This is a genomic window from Acinetobacter sp. 161(2023) (assembly GCF_037027805.1).
Lineage (GTDB): Bacteria > Pseudomonadota > Gammaproteobacteria > Pseudomonadales > Moraxellaceae > Acinetobacter.
In genome coordinates, this window is the sequence record NZ_JAZEYD010000001.1 from 79,721 (window position 1) to 105,215 (window position 25,495).

Annotated in this window: 27 protein-coding genes and 1 riboswitch; of the genes, 16 read left to right on the forward strand and 11 right to left on the reverse strand. The window is 39.8% G+C overall.

The genetic code is table 11. The features are described 5' to 3' along the window. Positions 1-45: 45 nt before the first annotated feature. Positions 46-1,257 carry a magnesium transporter CorA family protein gene (locus tag WA249_RS00380; protein ID WP_336165872.1) on the forward strand — a complete coding sequence of 404 codons (1,212 nt, stop codon included), beginning with the start codon at positions 46-48 and terminating at the stop codon, positions 1,255-1,257. 227 nt (positions 1,258-1,484) lie between these two features. On the opposite strand, the gene WA249_RS00385 is transcribed toward WA249_RS00380, so the two are convergent. The 6 genes from WA249_RS00385 to WA249_RS00410 all read right to left on the reverse strand — a co-directional run bounded on the left by WA249_RS00385 (position 1,485) and on the right by WA249_RS00410 (position 8,866). Further along, entirely contained in the window at positions 1,485-1,814 is a 330-nt protein-coding gene (locus WA249_RS00385) for a chaperone modulator CbpM (protein ID WP_336165874.1), read from the reverse strand. An 11-nt stretch (positions 1,815-1,825) separates the two neighbouring features. Further along, positions 1,826-2,782, reverse strand: coding sequence for a DnaJ C-terminal domain-containing protein (locus tag WA249_RS00390; protein WP_336165875.1), 957 nt, complete (start codon positions 2,780-2,782; stop codon positions 1,826-1,828). Positions 2,783-2,928: 146 nt separating this feature from the next. Beyond that, positions 2,929-3,540 carry a LysE family translocator gene (locus WA249_RS00395; RefSeq protein WP_004794957.1) on the reverse strand — a complete coding sequence of 204 codons (612 nt, stop codon included), beginning with the start codon at positions 3,538-3,540 and terminating at the stop codon, positions 2,929-2,931. 137 nt (positions 3,541-3,677) lie between these two features. Further along, entirely contained in the window at positions 3,678-4,553 is an 876-nt protein-coding gene (hslO, locus tag WA249_RS00400; RefSeq protein WP_016139409.1) for an Hsp33 family molecular chaperone HslO, read from the reverse strand. A 163-nt stretch (positions 4,554-4,716) separates the two neighbouring features. Beyond that, entirely contained in the window at positions 4,717-6,561 is a 1,845-nt protein-coding gene (locus tag WA249_RS00405) for a monovalent cation:proton antiporter-2 (CPA2) family protein (protein ID WP_336165877.1), read from the reverse strand. Positions 6,562-6,637: 76 nt separating this feature from the next. Next, positions 6,638-8,866 carry a primosomal protein N' gene (locus WA249_RS00410; RefSeq protein ID WP_336165878.1) on the reverse strand — a complete coding sequence of 743 codons (2,229 nt, stop codon included), beginning with the start codon at positions 8,864-8,866 and terminating at the stop codon, positions 6,638-6,640. 148 nt (positions 8,867-9,014) lie between these two features. Here WA249_RS00410 and gspF point away from each other — a divergent pair, with 148 nt between their 5' ends. The 3 genes from gspF (at position 9,015) to WA249_RS00425 (ending at position 11,442) form a co-directional block, all read left to right on the forward strand. Then, positions 9,015-10,220, forward strand: coding sequence for a type II secretion system inner membrane protein GspF (gene gspF, locus WA249_RS00415; RefSeq protein WP_016139406.1), 1,206 nt, complete (start codon positions 9,015-9,017; stop codon positions 10,218-10,220). Between the two features lie 23 nt (positions 10,221-10,243). Then, positions 10,244-10,828, forward strand: coding sequence for a type II secretion system major pseudopilin GspG (gspG, locus tag WA249_RS00420; protein ID WP_336165879.1), 585 nt, complete (start codon positions 10,244-10,246; stop codon positions 10,826-10,828). Between the two features lie 269 nt (positions 10,829-11,097). After that, positions 11,098-11,442 carry a hypothetical protein gene (locus WA249_RS00425; protein ID WP_336165881.1) on the forward strand — a complete coding sequence of 115 codons (345 nt, stop codon included), beginning with the start codon at positions 11,098-11,100 and terminating at the stop codon, positions 11,440-11,442. A gap of 59 nt (positions 11,443-11,501) precedes the next feature. On the opposite strand, the gene WA249_RS00430 is transcribed toward WA249_RS00425, so the two are convergent. Next, complete coding sequence (locus WA249_RS00430; RefSeq protein ID WP_336165882.1) at positions 11,502-11,762, reverse strand: DUF2798 domain-containing protein; 261 nt, start codon at positions 11,760-11,762, stop codon at positions 11,502-11,504. A 235-nt stretch (positions 11,763-11,997) separates the two neighbouring features. On the opposite strand from WA249_RS00430, the gene WA249_RS00435 reads away from it, so the two are divergent. After that, entirely contained in the window at positions 11,998-12,336 is a 339-nt protein-coding gene (locus WA249_RS00435; protein WP_336165884.1) for a tRNA-binding protein, read from the forward strand. A 1-nt stretch (position 12,337) separates the two neighbouring features. Here WA249_RS00435 and lnt read toward each other — a convergent pair whose 3' ends face one another. Both lnt and WA249_RS00445 read right to left on the reverse strand, forming a co-directional pair. Then, complete coding sequence (lnt, locus tag WA249_RS00440) at positions 12,338-13,897, reverse strand: apolipoprotein N-acyltransferase (RefSeq protein ID WP_336165886.1); 1,560 nt, start codon at positions 13,895-13,897, stop codon at positions 12,338-12,340. Beyond that, complete coding sequence (locus WA249_RS00445) at positions 13,894-14,733, reverse strand: HlyC/CorC family transporter (protein WP_336165887.1); 840 nt, start codon at positions 14,731-14,733, stop codon at positions 13,894-13,896. The genes lnt and WA249_RS00445 overlap by 4 nt, the downstream gene beginning before the upstream one ends. Positions 14,734-14,918: 185 nt before the next feature. Between WA249_RS00445 and tusA the strand changes: the two genes are divergently transcribed. Together tusA and WA249_RS00455 are read left to right on the forward strand one after the other, a co-directional pair. Beyond that, the gene (gene tusA / locus WA249_RS00450) at positions 14,919-15,176 is read left to right on the forward strand and encodes a sulfurtransferase TusA (protein WP_252610566.1); all 258 of its coding nucleotides are present in this window, start codon (positions 14,919-14,921) and stop codon (positions 15,174-15,176) included. A gap of 122 nt (positions 15,177-15,298) precedes the next feature. Further along, on the forward strand, positions 15,299-15,679 hold the full coding sequence (locus WA249_RS00455) for a hypothetical protein (RefSeq protein ID WP_336165889.1): 381 nt from the start codon (positions 15,299-15,301) through the stop codon (positions 15,677-15,679). Positions 15,680-15,723: 44 nt separating this feature from the next. Here WA249_RS00455 and WA249_RS00460 read toward each other — a convergent pair whose 3' ends face one another. Then, entirely contained in the window at positions 15,724-17,436 is a 1,713-nt protein-coding gene (locus WA249_RS00460; RefSeq protein WP_336165891.1) for an electron transfer flavoprotein-ubiquinone oxidoreductase, read from the reverse strand. Between the two features lie 186 nt (positions 17,437-17,622). On the opposite strand from WA249_RS00460, the gene WA249_RS00465 reads away from it, so the two are divergent. From WA249_RS00465 to WA249_RS00485, 5 genes are all read left to right on the forward strand, one after another. Continuing rightward, a complete protein-coding gene (locus WA249_RS00465) occupies positions 17,623-18,234 on the forward strand; it encodes a DUF1285 domain-containing protein (protein WP_004794931.1) in 612 nt (203 codons plus the stop codon). A gap of 46 nt (positions 18,235-18,280) precedes the next feature. Next, positions 18,281-19,147, forward strand: a complete 867-nt coding sequence (murI, locus tag WA249_RS00470) for a glutamate racemase (RefSeq protein ID WP_336165893.1) — start codon at positions 18,281-18,283, stop codon at positions 19,145-19,147. A 119-nt stretch (positions 19,148-19,266) separates the two neighbouring features. Further along, positions 19,267-20,271 carry a DUF4062 domain-containing protein gene (locus WA249_RS00475; RefSeq protein WP_336165895.1) on the forward strand — a complete coding sequence of 335 codons (1,005 nt, stop codon included), beginning with the start codon at positions 19,267-19,269 and terminating at the stop codon, positions 20,269-20,271. A gap of 73 nt (positions 20,272-20,344) precedes the next feature. After that, entirely contained in the window at positions 20,345-21,361 is a 1,017-nt protein-coding gene (hemH, locus tag WA249_RS00480; protein ID WP_336165896.1) for a ferrochelatase, read from the forward strand. Between the two features lie 23 nt (positions 21,362-21,384). Further along, positions 21,385-22,029: an MBL fold metallo-hydrolase gene (locus WA249_RS00485; protein WP_004794923.1), complete on the forward strand. Its 645-nt coding sequence runs from the start codon at positions 21,385-21,387 to the stop codon at positions 22,027-22,029. On the opposite strand, the gene WA249_RS00490 is transcribed toward WA249_RS00485, so the two are convergent. Beyond that, positions 22,026-22,220, reverse strand: a complete 195-nt coding sequence (locus WA249_RS00490) for a DNA gyrase inhibitor YacG (protein WP_016139395.1) — start codon at positions 22,218-22,220, stop codon at positions 22,026-22,028. The genes WA249_RS00485 and WA249_RS00490 overlap by 4 nt on opposite strands. 87 nt (positions 22,221-22,307) lie before the next feature. On the opposite strand from WA249_RS00490, the gene WA249_RS00495 reads away from it, so the two are divergent. The 4 genes from WA249_RS00495 (at position 22,308) to crcB (ending at position 25,248) form a co-directional block, all read left to right on the forward strand. After that, entirely contained in the window at positions 22,308-22,946 is a 639-nt protein-coding gene (locus WA249_RS00495; protein WP_336165898.1) for an SAM-dependent methyltransferase, read from the forward strand. Beyond that, on the forward strand, positions 22,936-24,141 hold the full coding sequence (locus tag WA249_RS00500; RefSeq protein WP_336165900.1) for a TIGR03862 family flavoprotein: 1,206 nt from the start codon (positions 22,936-22,938) through the stop codon (positions 24,139-24,141). Before WA249_RS00495 ends, WA249_RS00500 begins: the two co-directional genes overlap by 11 nt. A 77-nt stretch (positions 24,142-24,218) precedes the next feature. Then, positions 24,219-24,629 carry a GFA family protein gene (locus tag WA249_RS00505; RefSeq protein WP_336165902.1) on the forward strand — a complete coding sequence of 137 codons (411 nt, stop codon included), beginning with the start codon at positions 24,219-24,221 and terminating at the stop codon, positions 24,627-24,629. A gap of 45 nt (positions 24,630-24,674) precedes the next feature. Further along, positions 24,675-24,741, forward strand: a riboswitch (Fluoride riboswitch). Between the two features lie 126 nt (positions 24,742-24,867). Further along, the gene (gene crcB / locus WA249_RS00510) at positions 24,868-25,248 is read left to right on the forward strand and encodes a fluoride efflux transporter CrcB (RefSeq protein WP_336165904.1); all 381 of its coding nucleotides are present in this window, start codon (positions 24,868-24,870) and stop codon (positions 25,246-25,248) included. Positions 25,249-25,495: the final 247 nt, after the last annotated feature.

Sequence of the window (25,495 nt, forward strand, 5' to 3'; positions counted from 1 at the left end):
TTTTTTATGGCATGATGCAAGTAATACAAAACAGATCGTTGTGGTATGCAGGTTTATTATTTTTATCGCCATCAAAGCGACGGCTATGTCTTTTTAAGCCGCGAACAGCATAGTGAACATGTTCTGGAGTTCTTCTGGATTGATAGTGTCAGAACGGATGTGGTTAACCATAACGAAGAATGGCAACAAGAGATTCAAAAGCTTTCAGGCATGGTTATTAATGAGTTTCATATGCGGGATATTGCCAATATCGAACATCCCTGTGCATTTGATACGCTTGAAGAGTATGACCTATTAATTTTTAAGAAACTGGTCACACCTGACGATGAAATTAAACATGCAGAATCACAAGATAGTGTTTTTGGTTTAGCGACCACACCGATTAGTTTTATTTTAACGCCTGATGTGCTGATTAGTGTGCGCGAGCAGGGGAATAAGTCGATTGAAAACTATATTCAACGTCTCGAGAATATTTTATGTAAAACGTTAGAAGAGCAAAATAAAACCCGTAAATTACCGAATTCACCCGTCGATTTATCGTTACGATTGTTAAATAGTATGATTGATGGCTATCTCGATATTCGCTCGCCATTGACGAAAAGAGTCGAGCATTGGCAGCAACAATTGCTACAGGGTAATCGCCGTTTTAAACAGTGGCACCAATTATTCCATGAAAATATGGCCTTTCAACAGGTCGAAAATTTATGCGAAGAACAAATCGAAACCCTTCAAGAATTTCGGGATGAAATTGTAGAAAATTACCATCATGTCGTTGGCGGTCATATCCGTAATTCTCAAGATATTTTACTGGTTCGTTTAAATGATTTAATGAGTCATGTTGAACGTATTCAGAAACATACTTTGCGGTTGCGCAGCGCAATTCAGTCAGCAATTGATTTACATTTTTCTGCCATTGCGAACCAAACCAACGAAAACATGCGGATTCTCGCAATTATTACAGCAGTCTTTGCACCGCTTACCCTTTTAACCGGTATTTATGGAATGAATTTTGAGTTTATTCCTGGTCTTAAATCACCCGTTGGTTTTTGGATTATGCTGGGCGCCATGCTGATTAGTACGATTTTTCTGTTGTACTATTTTTATCGACAGCACATGGTTGGGCGTGGAGAAAAAAGTGTCATTGATTTGTTAGCTCAACAGCATCGCCAAGATCGGATGAATTTATTTTGGTTTTTGGAGTATGAACCGATTAAACAGACTGTGAAGGAATTGGAGAAGATTACTCGATTGAAGTAATAGGAATTCTCAAAAATCAGTAAAGTTGATTTGTTAGTACTGCCTCAAATTTAGGGATTAATTTGATACTTATTGTCTAGGCATATCCTTACTTTTGACTGGGCAAAAGTAACAAAACCCTTCCTTGGACTGACGGTACATCCATGTTACCGCAGTCCAAAAGGCGGCATCCATGCCGCCCATCACGTTAGCTCATGCCTTTTTGAAAAAGTTATTGAGAAAAAATCTTAATGAAAATGCTTCAACTGTTTTCTAAGTTGTTGTACTTCATCAATCAAATCTAACATCACCGCAACTGCTGCCAAACTTGCGTCAAAGTCACGTTGTAGACGATAAGCTTTGCGAGCACGAGAGACATCTTCGCCCATAAACTGATGGGTTTCAGGTGCGGTATTGACCGATAAAATATCATATTCAATTAGCTGAATAATCCAGTGGGGACTTTGACCACAAGCTTGAGCGAATTGTTGTAGATCAAATGTAGATTGTTCATCAACGACCTCCGCACTAAAGGTATGGCCGTCATATACAATTTCTCGATAATGAATGGTTGTCATGATCTTGCTCCCTAATGAGATGAACGAGGTTCGAATGAAGCGAAGGCTTCAGCCAGTTGCTGATAGGCTTGTTTTTCTTTTTCAGAATGTGCTGGTGGGAATACAATATTTAAAATTAAATAGAGATGACCTGGCGTTTTATTTGGTATCCCTTTGTCTTTTAAACGTAGCTGTTGTCCTTGTTTTGCATTATGAGGCAAATTGACATTTAAAGGTCCAGCTGGTGTTTTTACTTCAATACCTTGACCTAACGCAGCTTCCCACGGAGCCACATCTACAGTCAAATATACATCACTGCCTTCAACATGAACGCGGTCTGTGTCTTTATACTGAATTTCAATATAAAGATCGCCGTTAGCACCGCCATTAATACCACTTTGCCCTTGTCCACTTAAGCGGATTTGCTGACCTTCTTTCATACCTTTTGGTATTTTGACTTGCAAGGTTTTACGTTGAACTTCAGGCTCGCCATAAGCATTTACGGTTGGGATTTGCAGGGTAATTTGTTGCGTTGATCCATGATAGGCAATATCAAGATCGACCTCTATGCTGGCATGTTGGTCTTCACCGCGATAACTACGCTGTTGTCTTTGGCGTTGCTGCTGACCACCACCAAATCCTGCACCAAAGCGCCCAAATAAATCTTCAAAACCGCTAAAGTCTGCTTGCTCACCACCTGTAAATCCTTGGCGATAAAACTGTGCTCCATCAAAACCACTTTGCGCAGCGCCCTGACCAAAGTTATTGAAACCTTGAGGGTGATCTAACATCTGGTCATATTCAGCTTTTTTTTCTGCATTGCTTAAGGTGTCATAGGCAACATTAATGGCCTGCATCTTTTCTTCTGCATCTTTTTCTTTGCTAATGTCAGGATGATATTTACGAGCTAATTTTCGATAAGCTTTTTTAATTTCATCAGCAGAGGCTTTGCGTGTAACCCCTAATTCTTCATAATAATTTTTTGCCATAATGTTTGATCACGATGGTGTGGTTTATTTCATTATGAAACGATTTTTAAAGTTTTCAATAAGCTAGATTGTATAAGAGTTGTTCTATTCCAAAATAAAATCGAGAGGAAGAGGCATAGATAAATGAGGTATATACCTCTCATGATTTAGATGAAACTTTGATATAAGCCGTAAAGTGCAATAAGTAAAAGTAATAAACCGCATAGGCCTAATATTTTTGGATATAAATGACTGTTAGAAAGACGGCGGAAGAATATATAAACCAAAGATAAAGTCAGAAAGTCTAAAACAATCCATGTCAGGGTGAGGATGGTTAGACTTAAATTTAATTGGGGTGTAATAGAGACAAATTGCGGAAAGAAAGCCGAGAAAAAAATAATATCTTTAGGGTTGGAAATACCGACAAGGAAGCCTTTTTTAAAACCACCATTTTGTGCTGAAACTGTCTGTATTGCTTCTGGGTGAGGGGCTTGAATCACTTCTTTAAGAATACTGAAACCCAAATAACCAATATATAGACAGCCTAAAATCCGAATGATATTAAGATAACTATCGTTAACACTGAGCACTCCCTTTAAAACGAGCACTGAAATAAAAATTAAGACAAGAGATGCTAAATTTGTACCAAAAATGGTTTCAAGAGCTTTTTTATACCCTCCTTTAAGTCCAGCGCTTGCAACTAAAATCATGACAGGACCAGGGGTAGCAATCATGATAACTACACTAAAAATAAAGAGAAAATAATCAAAATAATTCATGGTGTTTTGAGTGTCTTATTTATTAGGCTATAAACTAGCCTTATATTATCTTATTTAAAATAAGATATTGAAAATTATCATCAAAAGTACAGACAAATAAAAAGGCGGTATATCCGCCTTTTTATAAATTTTGAAGATTAACTCAAATGCTCACCAAATAACGCTAAAGCTTCTTCAGCAGTAAAGGTGTATTGAGTATTACAGAACTGGCAATCCATACGAATCGGGTTCTGTTCTTCTAACGTTTCATGAACAGCGTCTACACCAATTTGGATCAGCGCATGTGCACAGCGTTCTTTTGAACATGTACAGCCAAATTTTAGCGCTTCAATTTCTGGTAACCGAACTTCTTCTTCGTTATATAAACGATATAAGATTTCATTTGCATCTAAATTGGTGAGCTCTTCCGCTTTTAATGTTTCGGTCAACATGGTCAAGCGTGGCCATAAATCTTCATCGACCAATTTTTGCTCTTCTTCATTGTGGCGTGGTAAAAGCTGAATGAGTAAACCACCAGAGCGTTTGGTCGTACTCGCTAACACAATGCGAGTTGGGATTTGTGCAGACAAATCGTAATACTGCATGAGGCAACCGGCTAAGGTGACTTGGTCAAGCGGCACAATCCCTTGATAACGCTCGCCAAATTCCGGTTCAATATTAATAAATAAAACTGGATTAACTAAAGCGCCGAGAACTGTGCTGCTGTCTGTTGCTTCAATGAAGCGTGGATCCGTTTCGTAATCCGCTAGAGCACGAACTTCACCTAAATGATTACATTCAGCCATTGCCCACTTAAAGGTGCCGCTAGCCTGGATTTGCAAGCTGATACGGCCTTTGATTTTTAGTGTACTTGCAAGTAATGCAGTCGCACTCAACATTTCACCTAGCAGAATTTTAACGGCAGGCATATAGTCACGTTGAGCTAAGATAGTTTGTAGTGCCTCTTCTAGATGAACGACTTCCCCACGAACAGGAAAGTTCTCTATATAAAAGCGTTGGCGTAAATCAGACATAATATTCTCCAGGGCCCTAAGCAGAGTATAACTATTTCGTTTTAATCAAGCTTAGGAAATGCAGCGAAGCCGCAAGCGGGACAGGGGCAGCTTTGTGCCCATTGTCCAATTATTTAGGCAATGTGAATAAGTCCTTAATATAGCCATTTTTTGAAATCTCAAGTTATTCTAGATGATCTCGTGTAATGTCGATGCGATTTGGTTGTAAATGACGCTTTAAATTCACATCGTGTTTTGATGTGGCCTGTTGCTGTGCATCACTTTCAAACAAATGTTCAAGTTCGGCTAAGGCATTACGATGTGTTTCAAAGATCTTCTGTTCATCAGTATAAATACTTTGCTGCTGTATGAGCAATTTCTCATCATAATCCCGAAAAATTTCGATATTGTTATAGGCCTGTTCATCAGAGATGCCGAGTTCTCGCAAGGCGCGATAAGCCATACCTAATGAAGATAAATATGTCTCACGCCAAATGTATTCCACGCCTAAATCTCTTAAAAGATGTACATGATGGCGGTCACGAGCACGAGCCAACAGCTTTAAGTTTGGATAATTTAATCTGAGATGGCGAGCGACATTCATCGAATCTTCTACATCATCGATTGCTAAAATAAATACTTTGGCTTTTTCAATACCTGCAGAACGCAGTAAATCTGGTTGGGTCACATCACCATAATAAAGTTTACCGCCGTATCTTCGAACAAAGTCGACTTGATGAAGATTGTTATCAATTGCGGTAAATCCAAGATGTTGCAGACGAGCAATACGCGCAATAATTTGTCCAAATCGACCAAAACCAGCAATGATAATCGGGTTGTCCTGCTGAGGAATTTCATCATATTCAGGTGGACGTTCTTTATTAAACAGAGGAATGACCTGAGTTGCCATAAGCCAGTAAATCACTGGTGTGAGTACCATCGACAACGTCACAATAAGGGTCACTGGCTCTAATAGAGCTTCCGTTAAAATCTTCTCACTTTTTGCAAGACTCAAAATTACAAAAGCAAATTCACCACCTTGTGCCAAGCAAGTGCCCAAAAGCAAACTATTGTTCCAACTGTATTTTTTATAGCGGGCAATGGCAGTCAATATTAGTGTTTTGATGAGCAATAAGCCGACTGCTCCACCAATAATGAGCCAAGGCATTTCAATCAGTAGTGACAGTTGAGTGGTCATACCCACGGTCATAAAAAACAAGCCAAGCAGTAGACCCTTAAACGGTGCAATACTTGCTTCAACTTCATGACGAAATTCTGAATCTGCTAATAATACGCCTGTGAGGAAAGCGCCTAATGTGGTGCTAATTCCTAAAGTATCCATGAGTAAGACAACAGCAAGAATAATAAATAATCCTACAGCTGTAATAAGTTCAGTCGCTCCACTTTTAGCAACAAAACGGAAAAATGGACGCATCACATAACGACTAAACAGAAATAGGCCAGTGAATGTTGCGATAATAGCCGCAAAATAAGCGATCCCATGATGGGTTGATTCTGTTCCTGCAAGTAATGGAATAATTGCAAGTAATGGAATAGCCGCAATATCTTGAAAGAGCAAAATTGAAAAAGACTGCTGACCATAGGTCGTGTTGAGTTGCTGCTTTTCAGTCAGAAGCTGTAATACAAAAGCGGTAGAAGACAGCGCAAGCGCAAAACCAATGACAAAGCTGACAGAAAGCTGCTGCTTAAAGAGTAAAAGTATGATCAGCATAAGTACGCCACCGCTAATGAGGACTTGCAGACTTCCCATTACAAAAATAGAGTCACGCATTTCCCACAACCGCTGTGGTCTTAGTTCTAAACCAATCAGGAACATCAATAAAATGACACCGAATTCGGCAAGTTCCATAATTGCTTCAGGGTCATGTGCAATATTTAAAACACTAGGACCTAGAAGTATTCCTGTAAATAAATAACCTAAAACTGTTGCTATCCCTAGGCGTTTGCCAAGAGGGACTAAAATCAGAGAAGCTCCAAGAAAGATTGTTGCTTGCAGTAGGAATGACATTCATTGCCTCGAATGTATTAGTCTCTTTTAAGTGTAAAGCCAAAAAGGCTTCTTCACACCATGATATTCAAATCATCTAATTAAATTCTTGCGGATCGACATCAATTGATAGCCTGAGTTGATGCTGTCTTGGGGCATGAACCAATTGAGACCACCATTGTCTTAAGTAGAAATGTAGGCGAGCACGGTCAGCAGATAAAATCACCATGTGGGCACGGTAGCGACCCGCTTTACGTTCCATTGGGGCTGGAATAGGCCCCCAAATATCAACAATCTCACCAGCCACTTGACGAAGTTGCTCGGCAGCTTCATTTAAAAATTGTAAGGTATAGTCTCGATCTTTGGATTCTGCACGTATCAGTACTGCATAGCGATAAGGCGGCAGCAAAGCAACTTTACGTTCCGCAAGAGTCTGTTTGGCAACCGCGCGATAATCTTTTTCGATGAGTGTGGTTAGTAGTGGGTGATCAGGTCTTAAGGTTTGTAAATAAACATGGCCTTTGTGTTCACCACGACCTGCACGACCAGCGACTTGTACAATCAACTGCGCCGTACGTTCTGGCGCACGGATGTCTACGCTGAGTAAACCTGCATCAATATCTAAAATGGCAACCAATGTGACATGCGGAAAATGATGGCCTTTTGCCAACATTTGAGTGCCGAGCAAAATTGTTGGTTTGTTTTGATGAATACGGTCGTAGATTTTTTGCCAGCTCCCGACACGACTGGTACTGTCACGATCGACCCGAATCACATCATGATCTGGAAATAGTTCTTGTAAGTGTTCTTCAACCTTAGCTGTTCCTGCACCTAAAGTTTTTAAGTTTTTCTGCTGACATTCAGGGCAATGATCGGGTAGGCGATGAATGGTTCCGCAGTGGTGGCAATGTAAATAAGAATAAGGCTGGGTGTGTAAAGTAAAATGCGCGTCGCAATGTGGGCAATTTGCTTGCCATCCACAGCTTTCACAAACCAGTACAGGTGCATAGCCACGACGGTTTAAAAAGATTAAAACCTGTTCTTTTCTAGCTAATGTATGTTTGATTTGTTCAATAAGGGGCTGGCTAATTCCATGCTGTTTTTTGACAATTTTAAGGTCAATCAAATGCATTTTAGGCAAAAGTGCATGTCCAGCACGTTTGTTGAGTTGGAGTGCAGTTAATTTGCCAGTTTCGACCAAATAATAACTATCAATACTTGGTGTGGCCGAACCTAAAATAACAGGACAGCTTTGTAAGTGACCGCGGTACAGTGCGACGTCACGCGCATGGTAACGGAAACCTTCTTGCTGTTTATAAGACAGATCATGTTCTTCATCTAAAATGATCAATCCCAAACGTGGCAGTGGCGTATAGATGGCAGAGCGTGTTCCTAAAATAATAGACGCTTTTCCAGTTTGTGCCTGTTGCCATGCTTGTAAGCGTTTGGAGTCATTTAAGCCAGAGTGCAATAAAGCAATGTCGCAGTTAAAACGAGACTTAAAACGGGAAATAGTTTGAGGGGTTAAACCAATTTCAGGCACTAACACTAGTACTTGTTTACCTTGTTTTAGTACCTCATGCATGATGTGCAAATAAACTTCAGTTTTACCGCTACCTGTTAAACCATCTAGCAAAAATGCTTGGTATTGATGCTGGGCTTTAATGACATGTTGGGTCGCTTGCTTTTGGTCTTCATTTAGCGTGAGCGGCATTTGTGCCAATTGAACAGGTGTAGGGCTAAAGTCGTGTGGTTCGAGCGTACAGTCTACTAGTCCTTTCTTTTGAAGCGCTTTAAGCGTTGCAGTTTCTACACCACTTAAATTAAGAATGTTCTCTGTTGTTCCAGCAGGATGTAATTTTAAAATCTGATAGGCATCTTGTTGCTTTACCGAGCGTTTAAGCAGTGCTTCAACATCGTCACAGGGAGTGATTTTCCATAGATGGAATAAAACATCCATCGGTTTGCCCTGACGCAATAAAGCTGGAATAGCCGTTTGCATGACCTCACCAATTGGAAATTGGTAATATTGTGCGGACCATGTCAATAAACTTAAAACTTGTTCATCTAAAATAGGTTCTTCATCTAAAAGTTCAGAAATGGCTTTAAGCTGAAATTTGCCTGTAAATGGCTCATGTGGATTTACTTTTTCAGTAATGATGCCGATCAGGTTTTGGCGTCCAAATGAAATGGCGACGCGTGAGCCTACGTGAGCCCGTTCATATTGTGCTTCGGTGAGTGTATAGTCAAAAGTGTCGTACAGATGCACAGGTACGGCTACACGCACACGATAAACAACTGAATCAGGCTTTGGCGTTATGGTCATAGAGGCTCATTTCGTCAATTTTAAAAAACGGCATAGCGTCGTGAAGAGGACTTGGGTATTCTACACAGGCTATAGAACGAATATGAATGATTGCGTAGCATAGATGCAACAGCAGCGACTATTATTTTTGGAAAATTAGAACATTACCATGCCTGCATATCAATTTACTGCCATTGATGCTTCAGGGAAGCAGCAAAAAGGAGTGCTTGAGGGAGACTCAGCACGCCAGATTCGCCAACAATTACGCGATAAAGCATGGACACCAATTAGCGTTGACCCTGTTGAACAAAAAGATAAACATCAGAGTCAGGGGTTATTCCAAAAAAAGTTCAGTGCTTATGATTTGGCGCTCATGACCAGACAACTTTCTGTTTTGGTTGCAGCCGCAATTCCTCTAGAAGAAGCATTACGCGCGGTGAGCAGGCAAAGTGAAAAACCGCATGTGCAAAACCTTTTATTATCTGTCCGTTCTCGTGTTTTAGAAGGTCATTCACTCGCGCAAGGGATGCAGCAATCTGGACGATTTCCTGATCTTTATATTGCAACGGTCGCTGCAGGTGAGCGTTCTGGGCATTTAGATCTGATTTTAGATCAGCTCTCGGATTACACTGAAAACCGTTCTGCAATGCAAAAAAAAGTTCAAGGCGCCATGATTTACCCAATCATTTTAATGCTGATGTCTTTTGGTATTGTGATGGGCTTAATGACTTATGTTGTGCCAGAGATCGTAAAAACATTTGACCAAAGCAAAGATGCTCTACCGTGGATTACAGTTGCTTTAATGAAAGCCAGCGATTTTATTCGGCATGCTTGGGTGTTTATTATTATTTTTGCAGTTGTGGGAGTGGTCGCATTCGTACGATTTTTAAAAACCACTGCTGGGCATTACGCTTTTGATCGATTAACACTCAAATTGCCATTATTCGGTAAACTGTCACGTGGTATTAATTCTGCACGATTTGCCAGTACCTTATCTATTTTGACGCGTTCCGGCGTGCCTTTGGTCGATGCCTTAAAAATTGGTGCAGCAGTGACCAGTAACTGGGTTATACGCGATTCAATTGCCCATGCAGCTGAGCGTGTGACAGAAGGTGGTAACTTGAGTACACAGCTTGAGCGCAGTGGTTATTTCCCACCAATGATGGTACAAATGATTCGAAGTGGTGAGGCATCAGGCGAACTGGACCGCATGTTAGAACGTGCATCGACCATGCAAGACCGTGAGGTTACAACATTTATTTCAACCTTACTGGCATTACTTGAACCGCTTATGCTGGTTTTAATGGCAAGCATTGTACTGGTTATTGTAATCGCGGTTATGCTGCCAATCGTAAATATGAACAATATGATTTAATAACTTTGATATTAGAGATAATGATGAAAGTAAAAAATATTCAAAGCGAAACAGCGATGGAACAACATAGTGAATCTGCGGTTTCAAATCAGTTTGAGCCAACGTGCTATTCCGAGCATAGCTCTGCATCAGATGTTTGCTCCTCAAGCGTAGCTTTCGGACTTGCGGCACGTTCGAGCGGTGCTCGAATGAAACGTGCCTCAGGCTTTACCCTCATTGAAGTTATGGTCGTGATTGTAATTTTAGGGGTGTTAGCAGCGTTAATCGTACCAAATGTCATGGGGCGTAGTGAAAAAGCTAAAATTGATACCACCCAAATTACATTAAAAGGTGTGGCAGGTGCTTTAGATCAGTACAAGCTCGATAACGGACATTTCCCAACCATGCAAGAAGGTGGACTAGATGCGTTAGTTAATCAGCCTGCTACAGCAAAAAACTGGATGCCGGGTGGCTATGTAAAAGGTGGTTATCCTAAAGACAGTTGGAAAAATGATGTTCAATATGTCATACCAGGAAAAGATGGTCGTCCTTTTGACCTATATTCATTTGGTGCAGATGGTAAAGAAGGTGGTGAAGGCAACGATGCCGATATTTATTATCAACCTTAATTGAAAATATAATAGAGATTATCAATTCAGTTAAAAAGATAAACCAATAAATTCGAATTGATAATCTCTCTCAATCAGAAAAATATAATAAGATATTGAAAATTAAATAATAAAGTTAATATTTTGATTTGAGATTTAAAATAAGAATTATTCCCATATTTAATACTTACAAGAAAGTTAAAATGTAGAGAAAAATAAGCTATATATTTAAATGAAAGCTTTGCATAATAAATAAAAAGCACTTTATTCAATTAAAAAGGAGAGATTAAATGAAAGCATTTCTCATATTAGATGAACTGACTCAGTTTCATTGGGTAATGCTCAAATCTGTCCTATTGATTTTGGGTCTATTGCCAATCGCTGAAGTTTTCTTAAAGCTGTGGCTGAGTACAGAGGGAAGTAGCCAAATTATGATTGGTTTCTTCGCATTAAGTATTGTGAGTGCATGGTTGATGGTGAGCTTTTTTACAGCATTAAAAGCGAGCGTCTGGCAAGCTAAACAAATATCTACTAAATATGAGCAATTGCTTTTTAAAGCTTATCGTTATGTGCCGATGGTCTTTTTATCGAGTTTAGTTGCATATTTATCTCTGCAATTATCGATCGCTTTTTAATTATATTTTCAAAACAAATTTTTAGATAAAACGTAGACTAAACATCTACGTTTTATTTTTTAAACAGGGTCTACCAAAAGTGCAGTGATTTTACGGACGACAGGTAAGACTAAGAGTAGGGTTGGAAAAGCAATTAACCAAGAAATTGCCCATGCAGACATCCAGATAGGTATAGAAAATTGCTCAAATCCTAGACTTCGTAAAGTACTGACCATGGAAACTACAAAAGTCATAATGATGGATAGAAGAAAAGGTAAAACAATAGCTGTATAGCGACTTGGAAGTTTCTTAAAATTATATAAGGTTTTTTGGTTTTGCATTTTGACTCCGTAAACAAACAAACGCCTGCGCCATTCAAAATATAAAAATATTTTGAAGAAATAGCTTCATGCATTGTTAGAGGTATATTGGAACGTTGATTAACGTAAACGTTTACGGCTTTTTAATCAGCGGATTTAATTTAACATGAAATTTTCAAACTAAAAATAAAGGAATACTTTATTTTTGAATATTATATATTTTTTATTTTAAAGTTTAAGAACATGAGAAAAGTAAATGGAACAAATCGAGTGGAATGATTTTTTAAAAATAGAGCTTCGTGTTGGTAAAATTATTGAAGCTGAAGTTTTCGAAAAAGCACGAAAACCTGCCTATATTCTGCATGTAGATTTTGGTGAAGAGTTAGGGGTACGTAAATCAAGTGCGCAGATTACCAAGCTCTATCAACCACAAGATTTGATTGGTAAGTTAGTTGTTGCTGTAGTGAATTTCCCTAAAAAACAAATCGGACCTATCCAGTCAGAATGTTTGGTGACAGGGTTTCATAATGCAGATGGGGACGTTGCACTTTGTATCCCAGAGTTTGAAGTGCCTCTGGGTACAAAGTTATTGTAAATTAGCGGCGGGATTTAAAAGAAACGTCAACTTTACGTGGACGGTACACCCAACCTAAAATCAGCAGTAATACTGCAAATCCTAACACTGGATAATCACCTAAACGGTTATAAAGGGTTTGACCTTGCATGGCTGGTAAATCGCCTCTCAAGATAAACTCTTTATCGATCGGTGCTTGTTCAGTGATATGACCATTTTGATCAATAAACGCTGTTACACCAGTGTTGGTTGCACGAATAAACCAGCGGCCATTTTCTTTAGCGCGCATTTGCACCATTTGTAAGTGTTGCCACGGCCCAGCAGTACCCGTAAACCAAGCATCATTAGATACAGTAACCAAGAAGTCGCTGTCTTCTGCATTGCGTCGGGTAAGGTTCGGATAAGCCACTTCATAACAAATCGCAGCAGCAAGTGCATGCCCTTTGATCATGAGCGGTTTTTGGTTGCTCTCGCCGCGTGAAAAACCGCTCATGCTAATATCATTTTGCATGGCCGGTAATACCCAAGAGAGTAAACCCGATAGTGGAATATATTCACCAAAAGGTACGAGACGCTGCTTTTTATAGAGACCACTTGCATCGCTGCCAGAAGCCATAATACTGTTGTAATACAGTGGGCTACCCACTTCATGCGATTTGGTCATATCCCAGTAAGGAATACCGGTTACCCATGCAGTATGGTTCTTTTTAGCTTGTGCATCCATTGCATCCAAAAACGGTTCAATGTCAGTTTGGAAGAGTGGAATTGAAGATTCAGGCCATACAATCAGGTCACGGCCCCATTCAGATTGAGTCAGACCAGCATAAATTTCTAATGTTCTAACTTGATATTCAGTCAACCATTTTAAATCTTGTGGAATGTTACCTTGAATGAGTGAAACGCTAAGTGGCTTAGCGGCTTTAGGTTTTACAAACTGTATATATGATACTCCCCATGCGCCCAAAACTAATAGGGTAGACGGGATAACCCAGAAAATACGCTTGCGCAGAACTTCAACTAAAGCACATGCTAATACAATGACGACGAAGGAAATTGCATAAATACCGAATAGAGGTGCATAGCCATCGAGTAAACGTTCAGTAAAAGCGTAACCTACAAACAACCATGGGAAACCTGTAAATACCCAAGTTTTTGCCCACTCGAAAACAATCCAGAGCGGTGCAAAAGTCAGGGGTGTTTCAGGGAAGAAACGTCGGTAAACCCAAGTCTGAAGTGCGGTAAATAAGCCCATGACAAAGGCCATAACAGCAATCATACAAACGCTTAGAAACGCATTCGTATCGCCATAGACATGGATTGAGGTGTAGAGCCAGAAAGCGCCTACAAACCATAAACCGAAGCCATAGCTTAAGCCAATAGCAAATGCTTGTTTGGCTGAGCGTTTATGTAATGATGCATAGAGTAGGGCTGGAGATAAAATTGCCAACCACCACCAATAATAAGGTGCCAGTGAAAAACTGAATACGGCACCTGAAAATAAAGCAATGAGTAAAGGAAAAATTAAAGGAAGCTGCTTTTGTTGTTGCGAAGAATCTAACAGCTTTTCAAAGTATGCTCTCATTGACGTACAGCTCGAATCAGATGAATAGTGCGGGCATCTGCTTCAACGATTGTAAATAACCAATTTCCAAGCTCAACAGTTTGACCTTGTAAATCACTTACTAGACCAATCTCTTGAAGCAATAAACCGCCGACAGTTTCTACTTCATCGTCAGAAAAATCAGCATCTAAAATAGTATTGAAATGTTCGATTGGTGTAAGTGCTTGCACCATCCATGCATTTGCTACCGTATGATCATTGTCAGGAACAATGTACTGAGCATCTTCATCAGCTGTGTCATGTTCGTCTTCGATTTCGCCAACGATCTCTTCAAGAATATCTTCAAGCGTAACAAGACCCGCTGTTGAACCATATTCATCAATCACAATCGCAATGTGAGTCTGAGTATGTTTCAACATGCGTAGTACCTGATCGGAACGCGCACTTTCTGGAACAAATAAGGCCTGACGCATAAGAACTCGAATATCAACTTTGGTATTCGGTTCGGTTAGAAACGGCAATAAATCTTTTGCGAGCAAAATCCCGACAACATTATCAGGCTGATCAGAAGAGAAGACTGGAAAGCGTGAGTGAGCAGACTCGACCAGTACATCAAGAATATCAAGTAACTGATCATCTTCTTGCAAACTGATCATTGCTGTTCGTGGTGTCATGACTTCACGAATTTTTGTAGCAGGAAGGTCAAGAACACCTTCAAGCATGGCAACAGTATCTGGTTCTAAAAAGCGACGTGAATTTTGGACTAATTTTAATAATTCATCACGGGTTTCTGGTGCTGTACCTAACCATTTTCGTAAGCCGCGCATTCCCCACGACGGACCTGGTTCCTCTTGCATGATCTTTCCTAAAGACTCAATCTATCAAATGAATACTTCGAATCATACCGAAGAAAAGATGCTTATGCATCTATAAAACAAGCTAAAAGACAAAACGCATATTGTTATGTAAAAGCCAGTTACAGTTAACAGCTCAGTAATTTGTTTATGCTAAAATGTGAAAATTCTATTTGTTCGAGTTTGTTATGTCAGAGCAACCCATTTCACCTACTGTACAACTCAATACGCGTGGTTTACGTTGTCCGGAACCTGTCATGATGTTGCATCAAGCCATCCGAAAATCTAAATCTGGGGATGTGGTTGAAGTCTTCGCAACAGATAATTCGACTTCGTGGGATATTCCTAAATTTTGTATGCATTTAGGCCATGAGTTGTTGTTGCAAGAAGAATGCTTAGATGAAAATGGCCATAAAGAATTTCATTATTTGGTGAAAAAAGGGTAATAGAGTAATAAGGCTTCTAATAATAACTATTTAGAAGCCATTAATAATTAAAATTTAATTTGAAATGATAATTTTTTACAAATAAGAATCGCTATATAATTTATAAAATTAAGTATATAAAAATGAATGAATATTTTGTAAAACGAAGCTTATTTATTTTTCTTTGGTTTTTTTGTATTGCCGTTTTATTAAATCTTGAAACTTCTTGGTTATCTGAAACTGTTGCTGCCATTATTTTAGTTACTGTTGTTATTTTTGGCTCAATTCTGTTGGGTTATAGAAATACATATTTTGCTCCCGAACCAAAAATAAAGATGAGTCTGATTTTACATACAGGTTTTATGGGGCTTATGTTAGTTGTTGATTTATTGTTTGGGAAATCAGTTTGGTATTTAGATTTAGCAAGAAACTTTGGTTTTCTTAGCCTGTTTTTATTAGGTACGTTTATTTTCTATAAAAAGAACCTCAATTTAAACTTAGCAAAAATACTGCCTTTTCAATAAGCAGATTCCAATAAAAAAGCCCCGAATAATCGGGGCTTTTTTTATTACATATTAGGGTAGTTAGGACCACCGCCACCTTCTGGCGTTACCCATGTGATGTTTTGAGATGGGTCCTTAATGTCACAAGTCTTACAGTGAACACAGTTTGCTGCGTTAATCTGGAAGCGTTTAGAACCATCATTATCTTCCATGATTTCATAAACACCAGCAGGGCAGTAGCGTTGTGCAGGCTCATCCCATTTTGGTAAGTTTACGTTCACTGGAATTGACGGATCAGTAAGCTTCAAGTGAGCTGGCTGGTTTTCTTCATGAACAGTGTTTGAGATAAATACAGAAGACAAACGGTCAAATGTAAGCTTGCCATCCGGTTTTGGATAGTTTGGCTTAAAGCTAGTTGCATCAACAGTTTTCAATGCAGCAAAGTCTTGCTTCAAGTCATGTAAAGTGAATGGCACTTTAAAGACATTTTGGTCGATAAAGTTAAATGCACCACCAATCCATTGACCAAATTTATGCATTGCTGGGCCAAAGTTACGAGAGTTATAAAGCTCTTCTTTTAACCAGCTGTTGTTGAATTTGTCAGTGTATGAAGTTAATTCTTTAGTGAATAAATCTTCGCCTTCAGTAATGCGTGCAATCGCAAGGTCACCGCCTTTTTCTACACCAGCAGCAATCGCTTCAAATACAGCTTCACCACATAACATGCCTGATTTCATGGCAGTGTGTGAGCCTTTGATTTTTGCAAAGTTTAAGAAACCTGCGTCATCACCAATTAAGCAACCGCCTGGGAAAGTCAATTTAGGCAATGAGTTGAAACCGCCTTTCACTACAGCACGTGCGCCATAAGAAATACGCTTACCACCTTCTAAATACTGTTTAATCAGTGGGTGAGTTTTCCAGCGCTGCATTTCCATGAATGGATACATGTGTGGATTTTCATAAGACAAGTCCACAATCATACCCAAAGTAACTTGGTTGTTTTCAGCGTGATATAACCACCAGCCACCAGAAGAAGCTGTTTCAGCCAATGGCCAGCCAGCACCGTGCATGACTAAGCCTGGTTTATGTTTTGCTGGGTCAATTTCCCAAAGCTCTTTAATCCCGATACCGTAGTGCTGTGGATCAACATTTTTATCGAGGTTATATTTTGCAATTAGGCGTTTACCTAAGTGACCACGGCAACCTTCAGCAAAGAGGGTATATTTAGCGTGAAGTTCATAGCCCGGAGTAAAGTTATGCGTTGGTTCGCCATCTTTACCAATACCCATGTCGCCAGTTTGAATTCCTTTTACAGTACCGTCTTCATGGTAAAGCACTTCAGATGCAGCAAAGCCAGGGAAGATCGAAACTTCTAGTTCTTCAGCTTTTTGCCCTAACCAGCGAACAACGTTACCTAATGAGATAACGTAGTTACCATCGTTATGCATGGTTTTAGGAACCATCCAATGTGGTGCTTCTTTAGAAGTGGTTTCTGAAAGTAAGAAGAATGTCTTGTCTTCAGTGACAGGTACATTAAGAGGCGCGCCTTCTTCTTTCCAGTTCGGGAAAAGTTCATTGATGGCACGTGGCTCAAGCACAGCACCAGACAAGATATGCGCACCTACTTCAGAGCCTTTTTCAACTACACAAACAGAAAGATCGGGTAAGTTATTTTCAATCGCTAATTGACGGATCTTAATCGCAGCAGACAGACCGGCAGGTCCTGCACCTACGATGACAACGTCAAACTCCATCGATTCACGTTCGATGTGTTCCATGTAGGACTCCTCAATACTTAAAGGTGGCAACCGTCATATTCAGAAATTCGGTGCTGCCGTGAGTGTTTTAATCCATAGGCGCAAATATGCTATTGTGCCTTTTATCGTTTTGGCTAGTATAGTTTTAAACCATGATCTAGCCAATTGGCTGAGTCGTCATATTTTTTCGTCAGCAAGGCATAAACTATGGTAAATCAAAATAATTCCCCATCGGATATGGGAAAAATACCGTTATCTGATGATAAAAACTTAATGAACATTGCACAATACTTAAAAGGTGTACAGCAAAGTCACAAAAGGTCAATTCCACCTTTAGAGCAGTGGCATCCAAAGCATTGCGGCAAAATGGATTTGACGGTTAAAGCCAATGGAGAATGGTGGCACGAAGGTCAATTAATTAAGCGCCAAGCCCTATTAGATCTATTTACCAAAGTCCTATGGAAAGAAGAAGGGAAATTCTACCTGAAAACCCCCGTAGAACAAATTGAAATTGAGGTTGAAGATGAACCTTTATTAGTCAATCAGGTCGATCAAGTTGAAATTTCAGGTGATCAATTTTTACAACTGACCACGACTAATCAAGATGTGATTTTGGTTGATGCTGAACATCCGATTTTTATGCGTGAATATGCAGGGGAGTTACGTCCTTATGTGCATGTGCGTTTTGGTATTAATGCGCTTATTCAACGCCAGTCTTTTTATCACTTAGTGAACTATGGAACACTCATCGAAAAAGAGAACGGTGAAACCGTTTTAGAGTTAAAAAGTGGTAATTTGCTCTTGCAATTAGGCACTTGAGGTTTAAGCTTTAGGAAGTGAAATTTTCTGACACTTCAGTACAGCTATGACCGCCATACAACCTCTATTTACCGATCTAGAACCTATGCCTAAAGCATCAGCAGATGCCCCAATTGGTATTTTTGATTCGGGAATTGGAGGAATGTCTGTTGCAGCAGAAATAGCTAGATATTTGCCGAATGAACGCATTGTGTATTATGCCGACACAGCCTACGTTCCTTATGGCCCACGTTCTGATGAAGAAATTAGAGAGCTCACAGCCCGAGCCGTTGATTGGTTATACCGCCAAGGTTGTAAAATTGCGGTGGTTGCCTGTAATACAGCTTCAGCATTTAGTCTTGACCATTTACGTGAGCATTATGGCGAGCACTTTCCAATTGTTGGTTTAGTTCCAGCATTAAAACCTGCCGTATTACAGACACGTTCTAAAGTGGTTGCCGTGTTGGCAACACCTGCTACTTTTCGTGGGCAACTCATTAAAGAGGTTGTCGAGAAGTTTGCTGTTCCAGCGGGTGTTAAAGTGATGACCTTAACTAACCTCGAACTTGTTCCTTGTGTAGAAGCGGGACAGCAAATGGGTGAGGCTTGTTTAAACGCATTAAAAGAGGTTTTACAGCCTGCCGCTGAGCAAGGTGCAGATTATTTAGTGCTCGGTTGTACGCATTATCCTTTCTTAAATGAAGCAATTCATCATCTTTTTGATAACCAATTCACACTGGTTGACTCAGGGGTAGCCGTTGCTCGACAAACAGCCCGTATTTTAATAAAAAATGCGTTATTATGTGACCAAATAGGTCAGAATGTTGCACGTATTGAATGTTATGTCAGCGGTAATAATGCCGAGGCACTGCAACCAGTTTTACAACATATGATTCCACAAGAGTTAACTTGGACACTTCATAATCTGAACTGATCTTTTTGATATCATTTAGAAAATAGTGTTTTTTTATATTTATTATTTTATTTGGGGCGGTTCATGATCTTGGCTGATTTTTAAGTCACATACAGATCGTGGGGCGAAAGGGTATTGTTATGCTCGATACACGCTATCAGATTTTTATTTCAACGTCTGGCCGAGATATGCAGCCAGAGCGAATGGTTTTGTCTCAAACCTTGGTGGGGATGGGTTTCTTTGCTTGGGGACTAGAACATCGAACACCTTTAACAACCACACTTGCACGTCGACAAATTGATGAATGTGATTATGTAATCTTACTTCTGGGAAGTCAGTATGGAGAACAATCGATTTCTGGTGTGAGTTATCTGTCTTTAGAATATGAATACGCGTTAAGTCAGGCTAAACCTATTATTGTGTTCATGCATGAACAGCCTGAAAGTCGTGAAATAGATTTACAAGAAACACATCCACAACTTAAAGATAAATTTCTCGCTTTTAGAAAAAAGTTATTAAACGAAGCAAAGCATATTTTTTACTTTAAAACTCCACGTGAATTGGAGTTAGCTGTCCGTTTAAATATTCCTTTAATGGTTGAGCAACATATGGGACAAGGTTGGGTGCCTGCTCATCAAGCTCAGCAGTTGGAAGATGAAATTAGACTATTAAGAAGTAAAATTTTGCAGTTAGAACAGCGAGTAACCGAGCCATCAACTCAGTTAAAGGAAGTTGAACCACAAGATATTTTTGCATTTGAATATCAGATTCAAGCATTTCAGGATGGCAACTTTAAAGAGCTTAAACGACAACGACAAATGACGTGGTCTCAGTTGTTGAGCGTGCTGGCAAAGCGCTTTGAAACAGCTGTGCCAGAAGAAAATTTTGGAATTTGTCTGAATGAATATTTAAATCAGGCAGGCTTAGAAGATGCCCGTCAGGAATTACCTCGTGCACATGCAGTGGCTTGTGCGCAGATTAATCATAAGGCACTCTTTCGAATTAAAAATCAAATGCAATCACAAGGTTGGATTGTTCCAACGCAAACTGAGCAATCATATGGGCTGTGGAAACTAACCACCAAAGCTCAAAAGATATTGCTGAGTTATAAATGGAATCATCGAGGCGTACGATTAAAAGCTTAGGGCGATTCAATTTATATATGACACTGAAAACTGTTACATTAGTGTCATAAGATGAACTGAAAGGCATTTACACATGTCGTTTGAACAAAAACCGAAAGTTACTGTCATTTTAGCGAATTTAGGCACACCAGATGAGGCGACTGTGCCTGCGGTGCGCCGTTTTTTAAAACAGTTTTTATCTGATTCACGCGTGATTGAAATACCAAAATTCATCTGGTGGATTATTTTAAATCTGTTCGTTTTGCCTTTTCGCCCGAAAAGAGTGGCGCATGCGTATGCTTCGGTATGGTCCGCAGATTCGCCAATGCGCGAAATTGTTTTTGAACAAACCAAACGTGTGCAGGCTTATTTAGAACAAGAAAATAAACAGTTTGATTTAACGGTTTTACCCGCAATGACTTACGGTAATCCGGGTATTGATGCAGTTTTAGAAAAATTGGCGGCTAACCCGCAAGAGCATGTCATTTTATTGCCTTTGTTTCCTCAATATTCTGCAACGTCTACAGCGCCGTTATACGACGCATTTGCCAAGTGGATTCCAGCTCAGCGGAACTTGCCGGGTCTAACCATCATTAAAGACTATTATCAGCATCCTATGTTTATTCAAGCATTGGCAGAAAGCGTTTTAGCCTACCAAGAGCAGCATGGTAAACCTGAAAAACTGTTGATGTCATTTCACGGGATTCCACAGCCGTATGCAGATAAAGGCGACCCTTATGCAGATCGTTGTCGTATTACAGCAAAGTTAGTCGCTGAAGCCTTACATTTAAAAGAGGATGAATGGGCAATTAGCTTCCAATCACGTTTTGGAAAACAAGAATGGGTTAAGCCTTATACCGACCAGCTTTTACAAGATTGGGCGAAGCAAGGCGTTAAGTCTGTTCAGGTTTTAAGTCCTGCTTTTTCTGCTGATTGTTTAGAAACACTTGAAGAGTTAGCCATTCAAAACGCAGAGTTGTTTCAAGAAGCAGGTGGTGGTAGCTATGCTTATATTCCAGCTTTAAATAGCGATCAGGCTCATATTGATTTGCTTGCAGGTTTAGTTCAGGCTAATCTTGATGCCCTTACCCATACCTTAGCCCACCGTTAATTGCGTTTTAGCCAGAGGTTTTTATGCTGCAAGTCAAAATTGTTCCCGTTACTGCATTTGCTCAAAATTGTTCCCTTGTTTGGGACAGTGAAACGAAAGAAGCAGTTTTGATTGATGCAGGTGGTGATGCTGCTGTTTTGAAAAAAGAAGTTGAAGCCTTAGGTTTAAAAGTAAAGGCTCTGTGGCTAACTCATGGGCATTTAGATCATGCTGGAGCGGTAGGTGAGCTTGCTAAAGAATGGAGCGTTCCGGTTATTGGTCCACACAAAGAAGATCAGTTCTGGCTAGACATGATTCAGGAAGTATCAGCACGTTATGGCTTTCCAATTCCACAACCTGTCAAAGTCGATCAATGGCTTGAAGGTGGTGAAGTATTAAAACTGGGCGAAGATGAGTTTGAAGTACGCTTTGCACCGGGGCATACGCCAGGACATGTAGTTTTCTATAATAAAAACCATGGCTTACTTTGGACGGGCGATGTGCTGTTTAAAGGTTCGATTGGACGAACAGACTTCCCACGTGGTAACCATGAGCAGTTGATTGAATCGATTAAACGTGAGTGTTTTAGTTTGCCAGATGATACTCAGTTTATTTCTGGACATGGTCCAATGAGTACCATTGGCTATGAAAAGCAATTTAACCCGTTTGTCGCGGGTAAAGCAGGTTAATCTTCATAATCATCTTCATTTTGACTACCCTTGTTTTGCTGAGGAGCATCTTGGGTAGGCAATTTATATTCATCGTTTGCCCAAGCGCCTAAATCAATTAATTTACAGCGTTCTGAGCAAAACGGACGAAACTCATTGCCTTCCCAAACACTTGGTTCACCACAACGTGGGCAGGGAAATGTACGTGGCATAAAGCGATATCCTCAAAGTGAAGAGAAATAGATTAGGCAAAAGTCAGGTGACTTGTTAGACTTATGCCGATTTTTATTTAGTTTGATGTGATTATGCCGATTCGTCAATTTCAAGCACAACGTATGCAAGCGCCTCGCGATTTTACTCCAATTGAAAATAGCCCAATTTGTGTAGAAATTGGAGCGGGCAAGGGCAAACATGCTTTGCTTTTTAGTGGGCAACAGCCACAGCACACGTTGTATGCAATTGAACGAACCCGAGAAAAATTCTTGGCAATGCAAAAACAGCATGGTTTAGAGCCAAGAGATAACTTGGTGCCTGTACATGCAGATGCTTTACCTTGGGTAGTACATGCTTTGCACCCGGCTCAAGTTGAACATTTCTTTATTCTCTACCCAAATCCAGAACCCCATAATCCAGCACAGCGCTGGTTGAACATGCCATTTTTTGAGTTCTTAATCTCGCGTCTGCAAACAGGTGGAACCATTACTTTGGCAAGTAATATTCCTGAATATATTGAAGAGGCAGAGCAGCAGTTATTAAATGTATGGAAGCTGCCTTACCAAAAAGAAAAAATTGCTCAAACCTCTGCACGTACTCATTTTGAGATTAAGTATTTAGAGCGTGGTGAGCTTTGTCAGCAACTCATTATGACCAAGCCTGAAGGTTATCAAACTCGATTTGATGAGTTCGCGCCATTGCAAGGGCAAACACATGGCGAATAAGCGGGTTGCCATTATTGGAGCAGGCCCAGCAGGTCTTATGGCTGCTGAGGTGCTGAGCCAATACGCTTATAATATTGATGTCTATGAACAAAAACCTTCAGCGGCACGTAAGTTTTTGATGGCAGGTAAAACTGGGTTAAACATCTCGCATGCTGAACCTTTAGCACAGTTCATTGAACGTTATGACCATGTAGAATGGCTCAAACCGTGGGTTGAAAAATGGGATGCAGTCTGGATTCAAAGCTGGATGAAAAGTCTGGGAATTGAATCTTATGTAGGCTCCTCAGGTCGCATTTTCCCTATCGAAATGAAAGCTGCTCCTTTACTGCGTGCTTGGCTCAAGCGCTTGGCAGAACAACAAGTTAAATTCTTTTATCGTCATCGTTGTATTGATTTGCAAGGTACTTCGGTGACTTTGGAAAACCAAAATAATCAAAGCACTGAAACTTTTACCCAGCAATACGATGCGGTTGTATTGGCTTGTGGTGCGGTGTCGTGGTCACAATTAGGTAGTGATGGTGCATGGCAGCAATGGGTTAATCAATCTGATATTGAACCTTTCCAGCCAAGTAATGCCGGGGTATTGCACGCTTGGTCTACTTTTATGGAAAGCTGTTTTGGTGAACCTTTAAAGCGTATCAATGCGTGGGTTGAACCTAGCCAGATTACCCATGGCGATATTGTGATTACTCACTATGGTTTAGAAAGTGGTGTTATTTATAAACTTGGACGTGCTTTACGAGAACAGCAAAAACAAGGAAAAAGCTTAAATCTATTTTTAGATTTATTGCCCGATGTAGAGTTGTTCCAGTTAATTAAAAAATTGCAGGCTGGTAAAAAACAATCGCTCACTAATATCTGGCGTAAAGCAGGCTTAGACACGGCCAAAATTAACTTAATTAGAGAAGTCGTTGATAAAGCGTTATGGAGCCAACCAGAGACTATGGCTCAGCAAATTAAAGCACTTCAAATTAAGTTAGATGGCTTTAGGCCTATTGAAGAGGCGATTAGTTGTGCTGGTGGTATTAAGCAAAAAGCATTAACTGAGAACTTGAGCCTTAAACAAATCTCAGGTGTGTTTTGTTGTGGTGAAATGCTGGATTGGGATGCTCCTACAGGTGGATATTTACTTACTGCATGCTTTGCTACAGGGCGAGCGGCTGGTGAAGGTGTACATTCATTCTTAGAAAAATAAGAACTAATTTGGCGCTATGTTTGATATGTGAAAAGTGTTATTTTTGAGCGATCAATAATAATAGGATTTACGAGAACATGTCTCAAGCATCACCAGTTTATCAAGGAAGTTGTTTATGTCAGGGTATTCGCTATGAAATTAAAGGCGATATCGGAGATATTATTCAGTGTCACTGCCAACGATGCCGGAAATCCAATGGAACAGCATTTGCCACCAATGCCCCTGTTAAAAGTACAGATTTTAAAATTACCCAAGGTGAAGACTTAGTCAAAAAATTCGCTGTGGAAGGTGTATACCGCTGGTTCTGTAGCGAATGTGGTTCACCTTTGATTAGTTCACGTGATGCTCAGCCTGAACTGTATCGTGTAAGAATTGGGTCACTAGATACGCCATTAGACCAAAAACCGACAATGCATATTTTTGCTGCCTCTAAGGCAGAGTGGGAATGTATTCGTGACGATTTACCGCAATACGATGAACGTCCATGATTTTACAAAGTATGTTTAAATCAAATTCAAGATGATTTAATATACTAAAAACGGGGAGATGGCATTCCTCCCCTGAAAAACCGCCGTATTGGCTAATGATGCCTACGTTACCCTCATGTATTTATATATCGCTGGGTACGTAGGTTATTGCGTACTCTGCTTATTTTTGGAGTACGCCATGTCATATTTTCCTTCATTATTTTTTGCTCTTTTAGCGTCTATCTAAAGGGGTGGTCTTATGTATTATTCTCTACTTTCAATTGCTTTAGGCTCAGTTCTAGGGGCGTGGTTACGTTGGTTGTTAGGTTTAAAACTTAACCCGATTTACCCGCAAATTCCACTTGGTACTGTCACTGTTAATTTAGTCGGTGGTTTTATTATTGGTTTTGCGATTGCCTACTTTTCTCAAAGTGATTTAAGTCCGAACTATAAGCTTTTTGTGATTACTGGTTTTTGTGGTGCTTTAACGACGTTTTCAACATTCTCTATTGAGATTGTGACTTTATTGCAAAGTGGTAAGTTGGGAATGGCAATGTTGGGAATTTCCATTCATTTAATTGGATCATTAATTTTTACGTGTTTGGGGTTGGCGACTTATTATTGGGTAGCAGGACATTGAGTGTTTGTTTTGGTTGAAATGTTTACCGCTGAGTCTTTTCAATAAAGTTTTATGTCTGGATTAGCCGTCGGCTCGACCTACTTTTGTTTTGGCAAAAGTAGGCAAAACCATTTTCATCAACAGAACCTGTTATCTGTTTACACTTATCAAATATGTCGCAAAAACATTATATGGCTGATTTGAGTCAGGCTGTTGATGACTTCCCGAGTATCGAATATAAGAGATTAATCAAATAATTTAATTAATA